We start from the raw sequence: 17,343 nt of genomic DNA, 5'->3' as shown, positions 1-17,343 counted from the left end.
TAGGGATGCGAATACGTTCTATTTTCTCAATACTTTAGCTGCTTTGCAAGGAAACGTTCTGCAAATAGTCGAACTATTTTTTCCTCCCCAAAACTCACCATCTTATATGGGGATTCGACACCGATGGTAATAAGTAAATCTCGATAAGCAAGGCAAGCTTTAACTTGATCATCCGATATATTTTCATTTCGAAAAACAAACCTTCGTATGTGGTTTTTAGTAAGCCCTTTTACCCCAATTTCATTCCTTCTCAAAAAAAGAACGAGTTGCATTTGCCATTCACATATATGCTCACGAAAAGCATTTGAAAATGGGACAGGTACTCCAATCCAAAGTGGTAATTCAGCAGGTACTAGTCTTAATTCGTAGCAACTTCTTAAAAAAGGGTCATTTATCCCTCTTCTGTTTACCAATACACGGGTTTGTAAAAACTTGAGACGACTTTTTAAAAATGCTTTGACATACAGATGTAGCTCATCATTCGTCGGGATGTTTGGACGTGCGAAAGGAAAGGTTTGCAATGCAATCGGTAATTTTCGGTGAAGCCCTACATATTGCTTACCTGCTATGTGTACGAGACTACTAAAATAATGGAATTGCTCGGATTGGGGATTGTATGTGAGGAATGATAAGCCTTCGGGGGAAGTTTGTTTAAAAAATGACTCGTTAAACTTAGATAATTGAAAAGTTCCCACTCCTTGCGGAAGCATGCTTAGTTGTTTTGGAGTATGCACTATCCATATAGGTTTCATACCAGCACTTGTATAGCCTCTTGTCCTGGATTCGACTTTTTCAATTGGGATTGTACTGCACTGAAACTCGATTGGATATTGAACCGATTGTCTCGTGACGAGAAGATCTGGCCGTTGAGATAGAAGCTTTAAAAATGGTTCAAGTACGACGTTTTCTACTTTTTCTTGGAAAAATTCGTACAACTGAATCTTTCCATCTAGATGCATTTGTGATTCCCCTTCCGAAAAAAGGGTTGCGCACGATTCTTCCTTCTCATGTGCAAAATGGGGAATTACAATTTCACCAACTTTTAAACGGACAACTCCTCCACATTGTATACAGAAATACTTTGTTGCCTTCCGTGACTCTCTTAACTTTTCTTTATCCAACCCTCGGGACAAAGTAATGACTGATCCATCAGACGTTTTTGCTGTTAATATGAACATCTCCTCCTCTCTTTATAACTTTACGAATTTTCAGTTAAAAAAGCAACTTCTTTTTGATTTTTACGAATCCTGTGGATAAATCGTTACTTTGCTTAGACACTCGGAAGACATTAGCCAACACAGGGCAAGAGGGGGCACAACTGAAGGTCCCCTGCCCATTTAGCGCAAAAGTATACCAGAATCTTTCCAGTAGCGAGAAAGAGGCCTCTCAGTCGATAATGGGGTATGGATATTTGAATGAACAGTTCAATTTCAATTGTTTTCCGCCATAAAAAAAGTAGCTACCTAATTAAAGGAGCTACATGTTCTATCCACTTAAAACTAGCTAAAGTATTTGTTAATTTGATTAAAAACATCCGAAGACATAATCAAATCTCCATACTCCTTTAGTCGATGGATTGTCATATTTGACGGTGTACCAAATTCAGTAATTACACTGTAAAAGTCAGTTTTTTGCTGATCATCCATTTCCTCCATATTATATAGCGCATGTAAATAATACACGCCTTCGAATGAATAAAGTGAAGTTTCAACTTCAAATTGCTTCATACGATTGGAGAGTAGAATTATATCGTCAAATTCTTTAAAGACAAATGTGTTTTCCGTCCATTCCAGAAGGTTTTTGGATCCTGTTGGCATAATTTCACCATCTTCTTCAAAAACGTCTGCACCGGGTAGAAAAGAATTATTCATATCACTGTCTTCAAACGGTGATTCGGATACCTGATCATCACCATTCGTTTGAGCGCGAGTTACCGTCACTTCTATCCCGCTGTTCATCGCATGGACTTGAATCCATAATGGTCCATCCACTTCAAATTCGGCCTCTTCATTAATTTCATCCATCATTTCCCAGAAGAGTTCTTCACTTTTATCTCGATTATACCAAACCTCTTCACGAGTGAATCCGCGTTCTTCAATGTCTTTATATGATAAGAAAAACTTAACTGTATTTTCATTAATACGCTCGATTTCCATCCCACAATCTCTCCCTTCTTAAAGAACAGTTTTTATTTGTTCTTTCTAATGATATGCAATCTATCTGCAATGCCTTACCTTTAATATATGACCGCTTTCTAATATATGAAAGGGTTTCGCCTTAGAACTATAAATTTTGATAGTAATAGCATTGTAGAGAACATTTTGAAGGATTGCAAGAGAAATAGAAAAAGCCGATAGGGTCAAGGCATTTTTCAATGTCCACCTACCAGCTTGTAGAAATTTAAACTTTAGTTCACCATGCGCCTTGCTTCAAGCAGCTGGTAAGCTCTAACTTTTCTCGGAAGAAAACGTCTAATTTCATCTTCGTTATATCCTACTTGCAATCGTTTTTCATCAAGAATAATTGGTCTTCTTAACAGACCTGGATGTTCCTGAATCAACTCATAAAGACGTTGCAAAGGAAGGCTCTCAACATCAACATTCAGTTTTTGGAATATTTTCGATCGTGTAGAGATGATCTCATCTGTTCCGTCTTCTGTCATTCGTAAGATTTCTTTTATCTCATCAATATTCAAAGGTTCTGAAAAGATATTTCGCTCTGTATATGGAATTTCATGCTCCTCTAACCATGCTTTTGCTTTTCTGCATGATGTACAGCTCGGTGAAGTAAATAATGTAACCATCATATGCTGACACTTCCTCTCAAATCGGTAATATCAAACCTATTTATTTAGACTAAAATATAATTTAGAATAATTATAAACTGTGCTTATCTACTTAACATTATACACGTCTTTCAAAGCGATGAATACACTTTTCAGCAAATAGTTCAAGTTTTAAGATTTCCTGTCACAAATTCTTAACATTACGGGTTTTCCACAAGACTAATGTTTGCTTTTTCATCTACTATCATGTTATTCCCTTTAATCAGGAGAATTAAACATACGTTCAATACTTTTACTTTATTCTCAATTAGTTACTTTTCATTGAAAAAATAAGTTCTACTTAATAGTACGTTTATGTCCCTATAAAGGTTTCACATTTTCTGAACTATTATTCGCTCTGACTCCTTTTTATGGCTTACGGTTTATAGTTCACTCCAGGTGAGTATCTATTTCCCGCATTCCATAAAAGGTATTCATCAATCCCATTATCTTTTAATCCTTTGATTTGTGCTTCAACTTCATTTTTTCCATATTTCAAATAATTTCCAGAACCTAACCAAGAAGCAGTAAAGTCTTGAATCCACGGTCTTGATACTGGTGGATTTTCAAGAGCACCGAGCACTTCGTTTTCTACTTTTGCATACTCTGCTACAAGTTTATAGGGCTCAAGATCCGGTTTTGAAATTCCAAAATAAGATGTCCAATGACTTGGATAAATCATGGAAGAAATCACATCGACGTTTTCTGATATTCTTGAAAAGTTTTGTCCGATTCCAGGAGCTTCAGGTAATGTTGCTGCATAACCAAAGATATCCACGGATACTTCTACGCCATACGGCTTCAGTTGTTCGCGCGCATACGCAACAAAATCCGTGATTGCCTCTACTCTACGTTGAACAGGATCAAGTTCGGATTCAGCATAGTCTTCGAATTCATACTTTAAAGATTCATACCTTTTTTCGAAGCCTTCAGGAAATCGTACATAGTCAAATTGAATTTCTTTAAAGCCCATTTTTGCTGCCTCTATTGCGATTTGGACGTTATGGTCCCAAACTTCTTTTAAAAATGGGTTCACAAATGATTCACCGCGCCCATTCTTCCAGACCTTATCTCCATCAAGGAACGATAAATCTGGACGTTTTTCAGCAAGAACACTATCTTTGAAAACAACAATTCGACCAATAGGATAGATTTCTTTTGCTTCGAGTTCCTTCATCATTGCTTGTGGGTCTTTAATGTAAGGCTTGCCAATATCGAGCTTGGCTAATTCAGAATCTGCTTCCGGTGTATATGTGATATAGCCGAAATCATCTTTAATATCGATTACCATTGCATTTAAATCTGTTGTGTCTAGAAGATTAACCAAAGTATTAAATCGCTCTCCGCCTGCCGAATGACCAGTCACATAAACACCACGGACTGCATCTGGATAGTCAAACGTAAAACCAGAGTCATATATAAATAATTTTGATGATGAGATTAATTTCGGATCAATTTCTTTAAAATTGTATGTACGTTCCGTAAAGTTTTCAATCTTCTCTGTTGTGTCAGCTTGTGCTGTTGCCGGAACTAATATTCCCGCTGCAATTATCATAGTTGCCGCTAATTTTTTGAGTTTCATTGTACGAACATCCCTTTCTCTTCACTCTTAATCTTAGCAAGGATTCTACTGAATTGAAAGAAGAATTGAGAATCTCATCTATTGCAAATTTTTTCAAGAAAGATTATACTACATAAAATATCATAAATTGATTGGCATTGAAGGAAAAAGTATTTCCGTATTGGTTCATTAGAGAGTCTGTGGGTGGTGTAAACAGATAGCCGTACGGAGTGAATTGGGTTCCCGAGCCTGGCAAATGAAACTGCGAGTAGTTTGTCACGTCTTCCCACGTTATGGGGAATTTGAGTGGCCTTCGGGCAATTCGGGTGGTACCGCGGTTGATAAAAACAGCCGTCCCTATATGTTATTAGGGACGGCTGTTTTTTTGTGCGCCTACAGGACGTAGGTGTGTATCTGTTGCCGCAGGACGCGGTGCTCTACAAAATGCTTTCATTTAATTAATGCAGTTAAATAAATAGGAGGAATTTATTCATGACAACTATTTTTTCAGGCGTTCAGCCTACTGGTACAGTAACAATTGGAAACTACATCGGAGCGTTTCGTCAATTTACAGAATTACAACACGAAGCGGATTGCTTATTTTGCATTGTCGACCAGCATGCAATCACTGTACAACAAGATCCTAAAGAGCTAAGCAAAACAATTCGTTCACTCGCAGCTTTATATGTAGCGAGCGGTATTGATCCAGAAAAAGCAGTATTATTTATTCAATCGGAAGTCCCTGCCCACGCGCAAGCTGCATGGGTCATGCAATGCGTTTCTTATATCGGCGAACTTGAGCGAATGACTCAGTTTAAAGACAAATCCGAAGGTCAAGAAGGCGTATCATCCGCACTTCTAACTTACCCTCCATTAATGGCAGCAGATATTTTACTGTACAACACAAATATCGTACCTGTTGGCGATGATCAAACGCAACATCTTGAATTAACACGTAATCTAGCCGAACGTTTTAACAGTAGATATGGTAAAGTGCTAACGATTCCCGAAATTCGAATTCCAAAAAATGGTGCGCGTATCAAGTCACTTCAAGATCCAATGAAGAAGATGAGTAAATCAGACCCAAATAAGCGCGCTACGATTTCACTCCTTGATACACCTAAAGAAATTGAAAAGAAAATCAAAAGTGCAGTAACGGATTCAGAAGGCGTTGTAAAATTCGATGTTGAAAACAAGCCTGGTGTTTCAAACTTACTTACGATTGAATCTGCAATGAGCGGAGTATCGATTGACGAGCTTGTTGCAAAATACGATGGACTTGGTTACGGAGCATTTAAAGCCGGCGTTGCTGAATCCATTATTAACCACTTAACACCAATACAGGAAAAGTATTATGAGCTTCTTGACTCACCTGTTTTGGATGAAATACTAGACCAAGGCGCGTTGAAAGCAAATGCCATCGCTTCCGTCACTCTTCAAAAAATGGAACGCGCGATGGGGCTCGGTAGACAACGGTAAACACTAGCGTTATCGCAGCCGCAATAAATAATTTAAATTCAGCCGTGCGCAAAATATAATAAATGACTTGATTCCAATCGTATCCAAGCGAACGGTAGTTAAAAAAGAAAATCATATGAGAAACAGTGACGACAATAAGACCATAGCTAAGTAGAAACAAAAAGATTCGTGTAATCAAACATCGTCCTTTGGTTTTTCTTTAACCATATGAACAAGCCCCCTTCTTTAGAAGAAAGGGGCTCGTTTTGTTGGTGAGATCTTCTTTGGTTGGTGTTTTCTGTAGCGGTTGGTGTTGCTCCTGTATTGGGCTGGTTTGTTCTCGCAACGCCCGGTGTTGCTCCCGTAACGCGCTGGTTTGCTCCCGCAACGTAGAATCCTATCGATTTGTTGTCGTAACGTCGGGCGTTGCTCCCGCATTGGGCTTATTTATTCCCGCAACGGCGAGTTTATTCCCGTAACACACTAGTTTGCTCCCGCAACGTAGAATCCCATCGATTTGTTCTCGTAACGTCGGGCGTTGCTCCCGTATTGGGCTTATTTATTCCCGCAACGGCGAGTTTATTCCCGTAACGCGCTGGTTTGTTCCCGCAATGACCAAATCACATGGTTTGTTCTCGCAACTCCCGGCGTTGCTCCCGTATTGGCGTGGTTTATTCCCGCAACGGCGAGTTTATTCCCGTAACTCACTCGTTTGCTCCCGCAACGTAGAATCCCATCGATTTGTTCTCGTATCGCCAGGCGTTGCTCCCGTATTGGCCTGGTTTATTCCCGCAACGGCGACTTTATTCCCGTAACGCACTGGTTTGCTCCCGCAACGAACAAATCACATGGTTTGTTCTCGTAACGCCGGTGTTGCTCCCGTATTGGCCAGATTTGTTCCCGTAACGGCGAGTTTATTCCCGGAACGCGCTGGTTTGTTCCCGCAACGAACAAATCACATGGTTTGTTCTCGTAACGTCGGGCGTTGCTCCTGCATTGGGCTTATTTATTCCCGCAACGGCGAGTTTATTCCCGTAACGTGCTGGTTTGTTCCCGCAATGACCAAATCACATGGTTTGTTCTCGCAACGCCCGGCGTTGCTCCCGCATTGGGCTTATTTATTCCCGCAACGGCGAGTTTATTCCCGTAACGCGCTGGTTTGTTCCCGCAATGACCAAATCACATAGTTTGTTCTCGTATCGCCCGGCGTTGCTCCCGCATTGGGCTTATTTATTCCCGCAACGGCGAGTTTATTCCCGTAACGCGCTGGTTTGTTCCCGCAATGACCAAATCACATGGTTTGTTCTCGCAACGCCAGGCGTTGCTCCCGCATTGGGCTTATTTATTCCCGCAACGGCGAGTTTATTCCCGTAACGCGCTGGTTTGTTCCCGCAATGACCAAATCACATGGTTTGTTCTCGCAACGCCAGGCGTTGCTCCCGTATTGGCCTGATTTATTCCCGCAACGGCGACTTTATTCCCGTAACGCACTCGTTTGCTCCCGCAACGACTAAATCACACAGTTTGTTCTCGTATCGCCCGGCGTTACTCCCGTATTGGCCTGGTTTATTCCCGCAACGGCGAGTTTATTCCCGTAACGCACTGGTTTGCTCCCGCAACGACTAAATCACACAGTTTGTTCTCGTAACGCCCGGTGTTGCTCCCGCATTGGCGTCGTTTATTCCCGCAACGGCGAGTTTATTCTCGTAACGCTCTGGTTTATTCCCGTAACGCACTCGTTTGCTCCCGCAACGACTAAATCACACAGTTTATTCTCGTAACGCCCGGCGTTGCTCCCGTATTGGCCTGGTTTATTCCCGCAACGGCGACTTTATTCCCGTAACGCACTAACTTGTTCCCACAACGACTAAATCACCCGCATCAAAAATTGATTAACCAAATAACTTTCCATTAATTTTCCCCAAAACAAAAGCACTCCAACAATCGGAGTGCTCATCACCTTATATTTTCTTGAAAACGAGTGTTGCGTTGTGGCCACCGAAACCGAGTGAATTGCTCATTGCATACTCGATGTCAGCTTTACGTGCTACGTTCGGTACATAGTCGAGGTCACATTCTGGATCTGCTGTGACAAAGTTTGTCGTTGGAGGTAAAATACCTTCTTGCAAAGCTTTTACTGTGAAAATCGCTTCGATTCCACCAGCTGCGCCTAAAAGGTGACCCGTCATCGACTTTGTTGAACTCATCGCAAGTTTATATGCGTGCTCTCCGAAAACCGTTTTTGCCGCCATTGTTTCGAATAAATCATTGTATGGCGTGCTTGTTCCATGAGCGTTAATATAGCCGATTTTGTCGGGACTGATTCCGCTTTGATCGATTGCTTGTTGCATCGACCTTGCAGCGCCTTCACCTTCTGGAGCAGGTGCTGTTATATGATGTGCATCGCCTGTTGAACCATATCCTGTCATTTCAGCATAGATTTTCGCACCACGTGCAACAGCGTGTTCATATTCCTCAAGAATTATAATTCCTGCACCTTCACCAATTACAAAGCCATCACGTTCTGCATCAAACGGACGTGATGCCGTTTCAGGATCTGGGTTTAAGGATAGTGCTGTATTGGCACAAAAACCTGCAACAGCCATAGTTGTTATTGGCGCTTCTGCACCACCAGTAATCATGACGTCTGCGTCGCCACGAAGAATTGTTTCAAACGCATCTCCGATTGAGTTCGTCCCCGATGCACATGCTGTTACGGTACACGAATTAATCCCTTTTGCTCCATGATGAATCGCTACCTGCCCAGAAGCCATATCCGGAATCATCATCGGCACAAAAAATGGACTGACTCTGCGATACCCTCTTTCTAGAAACGTTTTGAATTGTTGCTCATGTGTTTCCATACCGCCGATACCTGATCCAATCCAGACACCCGTGCGAAGTGCAAGGTCTCCATCAAGCTTTCCTTCAAAGCCAGCGTCTTTCATTGCCATTATCGAAGCACCAAGTGCATAATGCGTGAAACGATCCATTTTGCGTGCTTCTTTTCGTACAATATAATCTTCTATGTTAAAGTCTTTCACTTCTGCGGCAACTTTTACTGGGAACTGATCGCTGTCAAGCCTTGTCATCATGCCAATTCCTGACTTGCCATTTATTACTGCTTCCCATGACTCTTCTGCTGAATTACCAACTGGAGATATTGCACCAATTCCAGTTACTACCACGCGACGTTTTGTCATTCTACGTACTCCCCTTTAATTGTTGTTATTTAATCCATACTAAATCAATTGCTGCGAGATGAATCATCTTCCCCATTTAATACACAAAGCACCCCAAGTTAAGCCGCCGCCAAAACCGACTAATACAATCACATCGTCGTCTTTCACTTTACCTTCTGCAATGTCATCGAATAGTGATAATGGGATCGATGCAGAAGACGTGTTGCCATATTTATGAACCGTTTTCGACATTTTTTCTATTGGTAAATCCAGTCGTTGACGGGCAGATTCCATAATACGAATGTTTGCCTGATGTGGAATTAAGAAATCTACATCTTCTTTCGTGAGACCTGCTTTTGCAATCACATTCTCTGCAGATTCTCCCATTTGACGAACAGCAAATTTAAATACTTCTCTACCATTCATAACGAGTTTTTCATCTTGATAGAGATGTTTTCCACCTGAGCCGTCTGCACCAAGTTCAAACGATAAAATCCCTCTGCCTTCACTTACTTTACCAATAATTGCTGCACCGGCACCGTCTCCAAAAAGAACAGCTGTATTCCGATCGTTCCAATCTGTTATTTTAGATAGTTTTTCAACACCAACAACGAGTACGTAATCATACGTTCCTGACTCGACAAATTGTTTTGCTGTAACGATTCCATACATATACCCAGCACATGCAGCTGAAATATCCATAGCTGCGGCATTTTTGGCACCTAGTTGGTCCTGGATCATTGCTGCAACCGATGGAAATGGTTGGTCAGGTGTGACCGTTGCAACTAGTATGAGTCCAATCTCCTCTGGTTTAATCCCAGCATCTTTAATTGCATCTGATGCCGCGTTGAATGCCATATGAGATGTGTTTATTGAATCATCCGCAATACGTCTTTCTTCAATACCTGTCATCGTTCGAATCCATTCATCGGATGTATCCATTCGCTTCTCTAAGTCTGCATTCGTAAGTATATTTGGGGGCACGTATTTTCCTATGCCAATAAGTCCTGCATTCATTGAATATCCTCCATTCATTATCATCTGTTATTAGTACCTAGTGTTAATCATAAAAGAAATGAAGCTATTTTACAACCTAGCGACACCTTTTCGTCAAATAAAATTAAATACTCTATAGCTTTTTGTTTCTACACTGAAAAGCATATGCTATACTATTAATCAGAAATAGTAATGTAGAGGTGAGTTCAATTGAGATTTATTATAACTTTAGTTTGGTCACTTATTTTGGTTACAATGCTTAACTATGTAACAGGAGCAATTGCAAATACTAACCCATTTGATTTTGTCTCTGGTGCCATCGCGTCTGTTTTTCTAGCACTCTTTATCTTTATTATCGGTGAATCTTTACCGTCAGAACCAGTTTCGGATAATTAATTCACAAAAAATGCCACTTGGACGCTTTCTGATCCAAGTGGCTATTTTTATGCTTTTATTAGATTTAACTTACCATCAACCATAGTAAGTGCCAACACTTCTTCGTTCAAAATATCTCCACGTATAATTTCCTTTGCAACAAGCGTCTCGACATGTCTTTGGATAAATCGTCTGAGTGGACGAGCTCCAAAATCGGCGTCCGTTCCAAATTCGACAATCCAATCCAACACATCGTCGGTAAACGATAAGTGCACTTCTTGAAGTGAAAGTCTGCCAACAAGATCTTCAAGCATTTTTCGGGCAATGAGGCGGAAAGAATCTCCTGTTAATGAATGAAATATGATAATATCATCCATTCGATTTAGTAGCTCTGGCTTAAAATGATTTTTCAATTCTGCCATAACAAGATCCTCAGCTGCATGATTCTCCGTTTCTTCCAATCCGTGCACTAAATACGAAGAACCGATATTTGATGTCATGATGATCACCGTATTTGTGAAATCAACAAGTCTTCCCTGACTATCTGTAATTCGTCCATCGTCGAGTACTTGCAGAAGAATATTGGCCACGTCAGGATGCGCTTTTTCGATTTCATCCAAAAGAATTACTGAATAAGGATTCCGTCGAACCGCTTCTGTTAACTGGCCGCCTTCTTCATATCCAACATATCCAGGTGGCGCACCTACCAACCTTGAAACACTATGCTTTTCCATATACTCAGACATATCAATTCGAATGAAATGATCTTCAGAATCAAATAACGTTGCGGCTAGTGTTTTGGCAAGCTCGGTCTTTCCGACACCCGTTGGTCCCAAGAATAGAAAGGAACCAATTGGTTTTTCTGGATCCTTTATGCCTGCACGTGCACGCCATACTGCCTCTGTAACAAGTTGAACTGCGGCGTCTTGTCCTATTACGCGCTCTTGCAACGTTTCACCTAAACGCAACAGTTTTTCGCGTTCGCCTTCCACTAGCTTTGTCACAGGAATACCTGTCCAACGGGCTACAATCGTTGCAATTTCCTCTTCTGTTACTTCTTCACGTAATAAACGATTTTCTTTTGTATCTAAGAGAGGTGCCTCAAGTTCAGCTAACTTTTTTTCTAAGGTAGGGATTTTTCCATAACTTAGTTCTGCCGCCTTCGTTAAATCAAAGCGATTTTCTGCATCTTCCAATTCGCGTCGATATTGATCCAGCTGTTCACGCTTCTTCTGAATTTTACGCAACGTTTCTTTTTCCGAATCCCATTGTGCACGCATATCAGCAGATGAATCTTTCAGTTCTTTTAACTCACTGCGAAGAGCTTCTAATCGGTTTTTACTCGCAGCATCTTTTTCTTTTCGAAGCGCCTGTTCTTCAATTTCTAACTGCATCATTCGACGAGTTACTGCATCGAGTTCTTGCGGCATTGAATCGATTTCAGTCCGAATCATTGCGCTTGCTTCATCGATTAAATCAATCGCTTTATCCGGCAAGAATCGTTCCGTTATATACCGATTCGATAAAGTGGAGGCAGCTACGATTGCGCGGTCATGAATCCGAACCCCGTGATGCAATTCAAAAGCTTCTTTTAATCCACGCAAGATCGACACCGTATCCTCAACGGATGGCTCGCGTACAAGTACTTGTTGGAACCTGCGCTCTAAGGCTGGGTCTTTTTCTATATACATTCTGTATTCGTCGAGCGTCGTCGCTCCAATGCAATACAATTCTCCTCGAGCAAGCATCGGTTTCAGCATATTACCGGCGTCCATTGCACCTTCTGATTTACCTGCACCAACAATTGTGTGTATTTCATCGATGAACATAATAATTTGTCCTTCGCTGTCCTTAACTTGCTTGAGCACGCTTTTTAATCGTTCTTCATATTCGCCTCGATACTTGGCTCCTGCAATAAGTGAACTCATATCCAATTCGAAAATTTCACGACCTTTTAATCCTTCAGGAACATCGCCTTTAACAATTCGCTGAGCGAGTCCTTCTACAATTGCCGTCTTTCCGACGCCCGGTTCACCAATGAGGACGGGATTATTTTTGGTCTTTCTAGATAATATTCGAATCACATTACGGATTTCTTCATCCCGTCCAATGACAGGATCCATCTTTCCATTTTTCACATCTTCAACAAGGTTTCGTCCAAATTGTTCAAGTGGTGTGCGTTGATCTTCTTGCTCGCCGGCCATTCGCATATCAAATCACCTTTCTATTCATCTGACTTTGACCATCTTTGATTAATTAAATTATAAGATGAAAATATGCAGCTGTAAAGGAATTCACTCTATCAATTACACCCCGGCGTAATCTATGACTTCCTCCGAAAGATAGAAAAAGGCTGTACAACTTTAGAAAAGTCATACAGCCTTTATTGTTTATTAACGTACGCCTAGAGCGATTTTCGCATAGCGTGACATTTTGTCTTTTGACCAAGGTGGATTCCAAATAATGTTGACATCTACGTCTTTCACTTCTGGAAGTTCCATTAGTTCTTGCTTAATATTTTCAACGATTTGTGGCCCCATCGGACAGCCCATCGATGTAAGTGTCATAGTAACTTTCGACGTACCTTCATCAACTAGTTCTACATCATAAATGAGACCTAGGTTAACAATATCAATGCCTAGCTCCGGATCGATAACATTTTCAAGAGCGCCCATCATACTCTCTTTCATCATATCTTGCGTCATTGTACTACCCCTTCCTATTCTACTTGATAATCTTATCATAACAGAGTGCAGACTACTCTTTCAACTGACTTGCAATCCAATTCACTGCACCCTTCATTCCATTTCTTGAAACTGTATGTCCCGCTTCCTCATCTGAAACAAAAACAAGTCGATTGGGTACATCTGAATAATCTTCCTTAATTGACTTGTAAAAATTATGCGTTGGTTCATAAGGGACAACTGTATCACTTTTTCCATGCCAAAAATAGAGAGGGCGTTGATTTAAGGAAGCAGGCTTCTTCGTAAGATCGAATTGAGCTAAGTTGTCAAGAAGCTGCTTCTTTTCCACTTCTGTTACAGGCAACTTAAATCCTCTTCGTTCAAATTGAGAAATTTGTCCTTTCGCCAACTCGACAAATGAAGGGGATCCCATCATCACAGCCGCAACGTCAATCCACTCATAGATTCGCAAACAACCCAGCGTCGTAATTCCACCCATCGATGTACCGCCTACAGCAATTTTTTGCGATGTGCTTAACTTCCTACGTATTAATTCATCTCGAAGAATTGCCACTTCCTCCATCGATGTACTAATAATTTCCCAAAACCGCAAACTTAATTCAACCTCATCAAGATTTTCATGACGAGCACCGTGAAGATGCGCATCTGGCAATAGAACCCGAACTCCTTTTTTGGCCAGGTTGTATGCATAATGTAAGTTATGTTCTTTTGCACTTGTAAAACCATGAAGAAAAATGACGACCGGTACATCTTGATTCTTTAAGTCTTCTTCTATTATATGTAACAATGGAATATGCCCCCATAGTTCCTCTTGAATAATCATTTGCCCACAACCTTTCCTCTTAGATTTTAGCGTACCAAAGTTTTTCTAGAAAAACAAAAAGTGGGATTCCATCCTAGTATTTTGACTTGAATAGCGCATTAACGATAAACTTACTTAATAGAGGGGGAATTATTTTGAAACCACATTTAATCGTTCTAGATCTTGATGGAACTTTACTAACTGATGCGAAAACAATTACCCATAAAACGGCACAAACGTTAATGCAAGCGAAAGAACAAGGCCATCATATTATGATTGCAACAGGAAGACCTTACCGCGCATCTGAGCGCTATTATAAAGAGCTCAACTTAAATACACCAATCATAAATTTTAACGGTGCGTTTGTTCATCATCCAACGAACCATTCGTGGCAACCCGTTCATAAAACATTGTCACTTTCCGTTGTTCAGGATGTTATGGAAGCGATGCAGCAATTTCCGTGGAATAATATCTTTGCGGAAGTCATGGACGACGTCTACATGCAGATTCACGATGAACGAATGATTGATATTTTCAGTACCGGTAAACCTAAAATTACAACCGGTGAAATCCGAAGTCATCTGAAGCGTGATCCTACAACGCTCCTTATTCAAGCAGATGAACATAATGTGGATGCGATTTGTAAGCATCTTTCTCACGTACATGCAGAAGTAGTTGGCCACCGCGTTTGGAATTCTCCTTGGGGGCATGTCGTTGAAGTCTTTCAACATGGACTAAGTAAAGCGGCAGGTTTAGCGCATGTCTCTAAAACTATTGATATTCCAAGAGACCGCATCATTGCATTTGGCGATGAAAATAACGACTTTGAAATGATCGACTTTGCTGGTCTCGGTGTTGCAATGGGCAACGGGATTGATGAATTAAAGTCGATTGCTGACGAAGTGACCTTATCGAATAATGAGGATGGTATTGCCAAGGTGCTCAGGGAACGGTTACACTTAAATTAAGAATTTTTAAATAATGGAGGGTTATACATGAGAATTTTTGCGGATAGCGCTTGTGATTTACCAAAATCTTTTTATGAAGAAAATAACGTTTCACTAATTCCACTACATGTAATTATAGACGATGTAGAGTATGAAGATGTTCTAGCAATCGATTCCAAAGAAGTATATAAAGCGATTCGAAGTGGCAAACATCCTAAAACATCTCAAGCATCTCCTGAAAAGTTTTTAACTAAGTGGGAAGAACTTGCTGCTTCAGGCGATGAAGGGATTTACATAGCTTTCTCATCTGGATTATCGGGGACGCACGATACCGCTGTGATGATAAAGAACCAAGTACTTGAAACAAATCCTGCGATGAACTTGGTAATTATCGATACAAAATGTGCGTCTGCCGGAATTGGTCTTCTTGTTCAAGAAGCTGTTAGACTTCGCGATAAAGGGGATACTCTTGAAGTGATTGAACGTAAAATCCGATCCATGGCTGAGCATATGGAACATTTATTCACAGTAGAAGATTTGGATTATATGGCACGTGGCGGTCGTGTTTCAAAAACAAGTGCATTCATCGGTGGATTATTAAGCATAAAACCTCTTCTTCATGTTGAAGATGGTAAGCTTGTTCCGATTGAAAAGCACCGTGGCAGAAAGAAAGTATTACGTAGAATGACGGATCTAATGGCAGAACGTGGCGATCATTTATCAGATCAACACATTGCAATTAGTCACGGGGATGACGAGGAAATTGCGCTTGAAGTGAAAGCGGTTATTGAAGAACTCTTCCGTCCGAAAAGTATCGAAATCCACCTGATCGGTTCAACAATTGCCGCTCACGCTGGACCCGGAACTGTCTCAGTGTTTTTCCTAAATAAATTAAACGAGGAGTGAATGATATGAAAGTTATCGTTGTCGGAGCAATAGCGGGTGGTTCTACCGTTGCTTCACAAATTCGGCGCTCCGTTCCTGATGCAGAAATTACACTGATTGGACGAGATCCTGAAATAGGGTATGGAACATGTGGATTGCCTTATGTAATCGGAGGACTTATAGAAGATAGAAGCAAAGTACTTGGACCTTCAGTTCAAAAATTTAGCGATGAGAAGGATATCCTAACACTAGTTGATCACGAGGTTCTATCCATTCAAAGAGAAAATAAAACAGTTCAAGTTCGAAATTTAAGAACGGATACTATTTTCACTAAGTCGTACGACAAATTAATTTTGTCGCCCGGAGGCTACTCCCGCGTTCCAGAGATAAAGGGGCTAGGTGACCTTCCTTTATTCACATTGAAAGATATAAAAGATATGGACAACATCATGAAATATATTAAATTAGAAAAACCAACGTCTTGTGCCGTTATCGGTGGTGGCTTTATTGGTATTGAGCTAGCCGAAAACTTTATTCGATTGGGCATAGAAACATCGCTTATTGAACGCAACGAGCGCGTCATGAAATTGATGGATGTGGAAATTAGCGAGGTCTTAAATAAAGAAATGAGAGACCATGGTGTACACTTTTATTTTAATGATGCAATTGAGCGTATTGAAGGTAAAAAGCTTATTATGAAAAACGGTGTCAATTTTGAAGTCGATTTCATTGCGGCGAGTATTGGAGTCGAACCAGAAACTAAATTTGCAATAGATGCCGGGCTAGTAATTGGACCGACAAAAGGGATTGCTGTGAATCGGTATATGCAAACGAATGATCCTGATATTTATGCGATCGGCGATGCAGCTGAATGCACAGACTGGGTTACTGGCAAACCGAAAAGAGTTCAACTTGCTTGGCATGCTCATCGGGCGGCATATATCGTAGCGAGTCACCTCGAAGGAAAACCAGTTGAAATCAATGGGTTTTTAGGTGCTTCAATCACAAAATTATTTTCACTCACAGCTGCTATGACAGGTCATTCCGCGAAAAGCCTCAGAGAAGAAGGTATTTCATTCAAAACTGTTGAGCATCGTGGACGTTCGAATGCAGGCTATTATCCTGACCACGGAACTCTTTATTTACGGGTTCATTATGACAGTGAAACAAGACAAATTCTCGGTGCACAAGGAGTCGGTGATAAAGGTGTCGATAAAAGGATTGATATCTTAACGACTGCTATTATGGGCAAGATGACCGTCGATGATTTATCGGCTCTTGAATTGGCCTATTCACCTCCTTTTTCATCTCCAAAAGACCCTGTTAATATGTTGGGTTACAAAGCAAAATAATGAAAGAAGACTCCCTGTCAGGTTTAGTTTGACGGGGAGTCTTCTTCTTTGTATTAAGCTCTGTTAAATAATAATGTTAATAAAGCTTATTACACAATAGTGCTCGAGTGAGTGTATCTAACACGTTGATTTCCGTTTCAGACGGACGCGTTCCGGAGGGCAGGCGGTGGACCAACCCGTTCGCTCTGCTCCCGTTGGTTGTTTCACCTGACCCGCTGTCCTCCCGGAGTCGCCGTCTTCCACTCCAATCAAATGG

The 17,343-nt window shown here is 40.9% G+C and carries 14 protein-coding genes and 1 other annotated feature; of the genes, 5 read left to right on the top strand and 9 right to left on the bottom strand.

Features of this window, described 5'->3' with window-relative positions; all coding sequences use genetic code 11:
* Positions 1 to 26: 26 nt before the first annotated feature.
* The 4 genes from ACXYMX_RS00960 to ACXYMX_RS00945 form a co-directional block, all read right to left on the bottom strand.
* Entirely contained in the window at positions 27 to 1,178 is a 1,152-nt protein-coding gene (locus ACXYMX_RS00960) for a competence protein CoiA (RefSeq protein WP_459042338.1), read from the bottom strand.
* A gap of 321 nt (positions 1,179 to 1,499) precedes the next feature.
* Positions 1,500 to 2,156, bottom strand: coding sequence for an adaptor protein MecA (gene mecA / locus ACXYMX_RS00955; protein WP_459042337.1), 657 nt, complete (start codon positions 2,154 to 2,156; stop codon positions 1,500 to 1,502).
* A gap of 251 nt (positions 2,157 to 2,407) precedes the next feature.
* Entirely contained in the window at positions 2,408 to 2,803 is a 396-nt protein-coding gene (gene spxA / locus ACXYMX_RS00950; protein ID WP_186669618.1) for a transcriptional regulator SpxA, read from the bottom strand.
* A 397-nt stretch (positions 2,804 to 3,200) separates the two neighbouring features.
* Positions 3,201 to 4,406, bottom strand: coding sequence for a putative glycoside hydrolase (locus ACXYMX_RS00945; RefSeq protein WP_459042336.1), 1,206 nt, complete (start codon positions 4,404 to 4,406; stop codon positions 3,201 to 3,203).
* 128 nt (positions 4,407 to 4,534) lie between these two features.
* Positions 4,535 to 4,747: a binding site (T-box leader), on the top strand.
* Between the two features lie 130 nt (positions 4,748 to 4,877).
* On the opposite strand from ACXYMX_RS00945, the gene trpS reads away from it, so the two are divergent.
* Positions 4,878 to 5,864, top strand: coding sequence for a tryptophan--tRNA ligase (gene trpS, locus ACXYMX_RS00940; RefSeq protein ID WP_459042335.1), 987 nt, complete (start codon positions 4,878 to 4,880; stop codon positions 5,862 to 5,864).
* A 1,940-nt stretch (positions 5,865 to 7,804) separates the two neighbouring features.
* On the opposite strand, the gene fabF is transcribed toward trpS, so the two are convergent.
* Both fabF and ACXYMX_RS00930 read right to left on the bottom strand, forming a co-directional pair.
* The gene (gene fabF / locus ACXYMX_RS00935) at positions 7,805 to 9,046 is read right to left on the bottom strand and encodes a beta-ketoacyl-ACP synthase II (RefSeq protein WP_459042334.1); all 1,242 of its coding nucleotides are present in this window, start codon (positions 9,044 to 9,046) and stop codon (positions 7,805 to 7,807) included.
* Between the two features lie 63 nt (positions 9,047 to 9,109).
* Entirely contained in the window at positions 9,110 to 10,042 is a 933-nt protein-coding gene (locus tag ACXYMX_RS00930; protein ID WP_459042333.1) for a beta-ketoacyl-ACP synthase III, read from the bottom strand.
* Between the two features lie 189 nt (positions 10,043 to 10,231).
* On the opposite strand from ACXYMX_RS00930, the gene ACXYMX_RS00925 reads away from it, so the two are divergent.
* Positions 10,232 to 10,417, top strand: coding sequence for a DUF2929 family protein (locus ACXYMX_RS00925; protein ID WP_459042332.1), 186 nt, complete (start codon positions 10,232 to 10,234; stop codon positions 10,415 to 10,417).
* Between the two features lie 47 nt (positions 10,418 to 10,464).
* Here ACXYMX_RS00925 and ACXYMX_RS00920 read toward each other — a convergent pair whose 3' ends face one another.
* The 3 genes from ACXYMX_RS00920 to ACXYMX_RS00910 form a co-directional block, all read right to left on the bottom strand.
* A complete protein-coding gene (locus ACXYMX_RS00920; RefSeq protein WP_459042331.1) occupies positions 10,465 to 12,600 on the bottom strand; it encodes an ATP-dependent Clp protease ATP-binding subunit in 2,136 nt (711 codons plus the stop codon).
* A gap of 189 nt (positions 12,601 to 12,789) precedes the next feature.
* Positions 12,790 to 13,101: a metal-sulfur cluster assembly factor gene (locus tag ACXYMX_RS00915; protein WP_459042330.1), complete on the bottom strand. Its 312-nt coding sequence runs from the start codon at positions 13,099 to 13,101 to the stop codon at positions 12,790 to 12,792.
* A gap of 52 nt (positions 13,102 to 13,153) precedes the next feature.
* Positions 13,154 to 13,924, bottom strand: a complete 771-nt coding sequence (locus ACXYMX_RS00910; protein WP_459042329.1) for a serine aminopeptidase domain-containing protein — start codon at positions 13,922 to 13,924, stop codon at positions 13,154 to 13,156.
* A gap of 134 nt (positions 13,925 to 14,058) precedes the next feature.
* Here ACXYMX_RS00910 and ACXYMX_RS00905 point away from each other — a divergent pair, with 134 nt between their 5' ends.
* The 3 genes from ACXYMX_RS00905 to ACXYMX_RS00895 are packed head-to-tail and all read left to right on the top strand — an operon-like array spanning position 14,059 to position 17,087.
* Positions 14,059 to 14,871: a Cof-type HAD-IIB family hydrolase gene (locus ACXYMX_RS00905; RefSeq protein WP_459042328.1), complete on the top strand. Its 813-nt coding sequence runs from the start codon at positions 14,059 to 14,061 to the stop codon at positions 14,869 to 14,871.
* A 27-nt stretch (positions 14,872 to 14,898) separates the two neighbouring features.
* The gene (locus ACXYMX_RS00900; RefSeq protein ID WP_459042327.1) at positions 14,899 to 15,756 is read left to right on the top strand and encodes a DegV family protein; all 858 of its coding nucleotides are present in this window, start codon (positions 14,899 to 14,901) and stop codon (positions 15,754 to 15,756) included.
* Between the two features lie 5 nt (positions 15,757 to 15,761).
* On the top strand, positions 15,762 to 17,087 hold the full coding sequence (locus ACXYMX_RS00895) for a CoA-disulfide reductase (protein ID WP_459042326.1): 1,326 nt from the start codon (positions 15,762 to 15,764) through the stop codon (positions 17,085 to 17,087).
* Positions 17,088 to 17,343 lie beyond the last annotated feature (256 nt).

Source organism: Sporosarcina sp. CAU 1771, from assembly GCF_054482775.1.
Note: the sequence above shows the minus strand (reverse complement) of the source record. Positions and strands in the feature narration are given on the sequence as shown.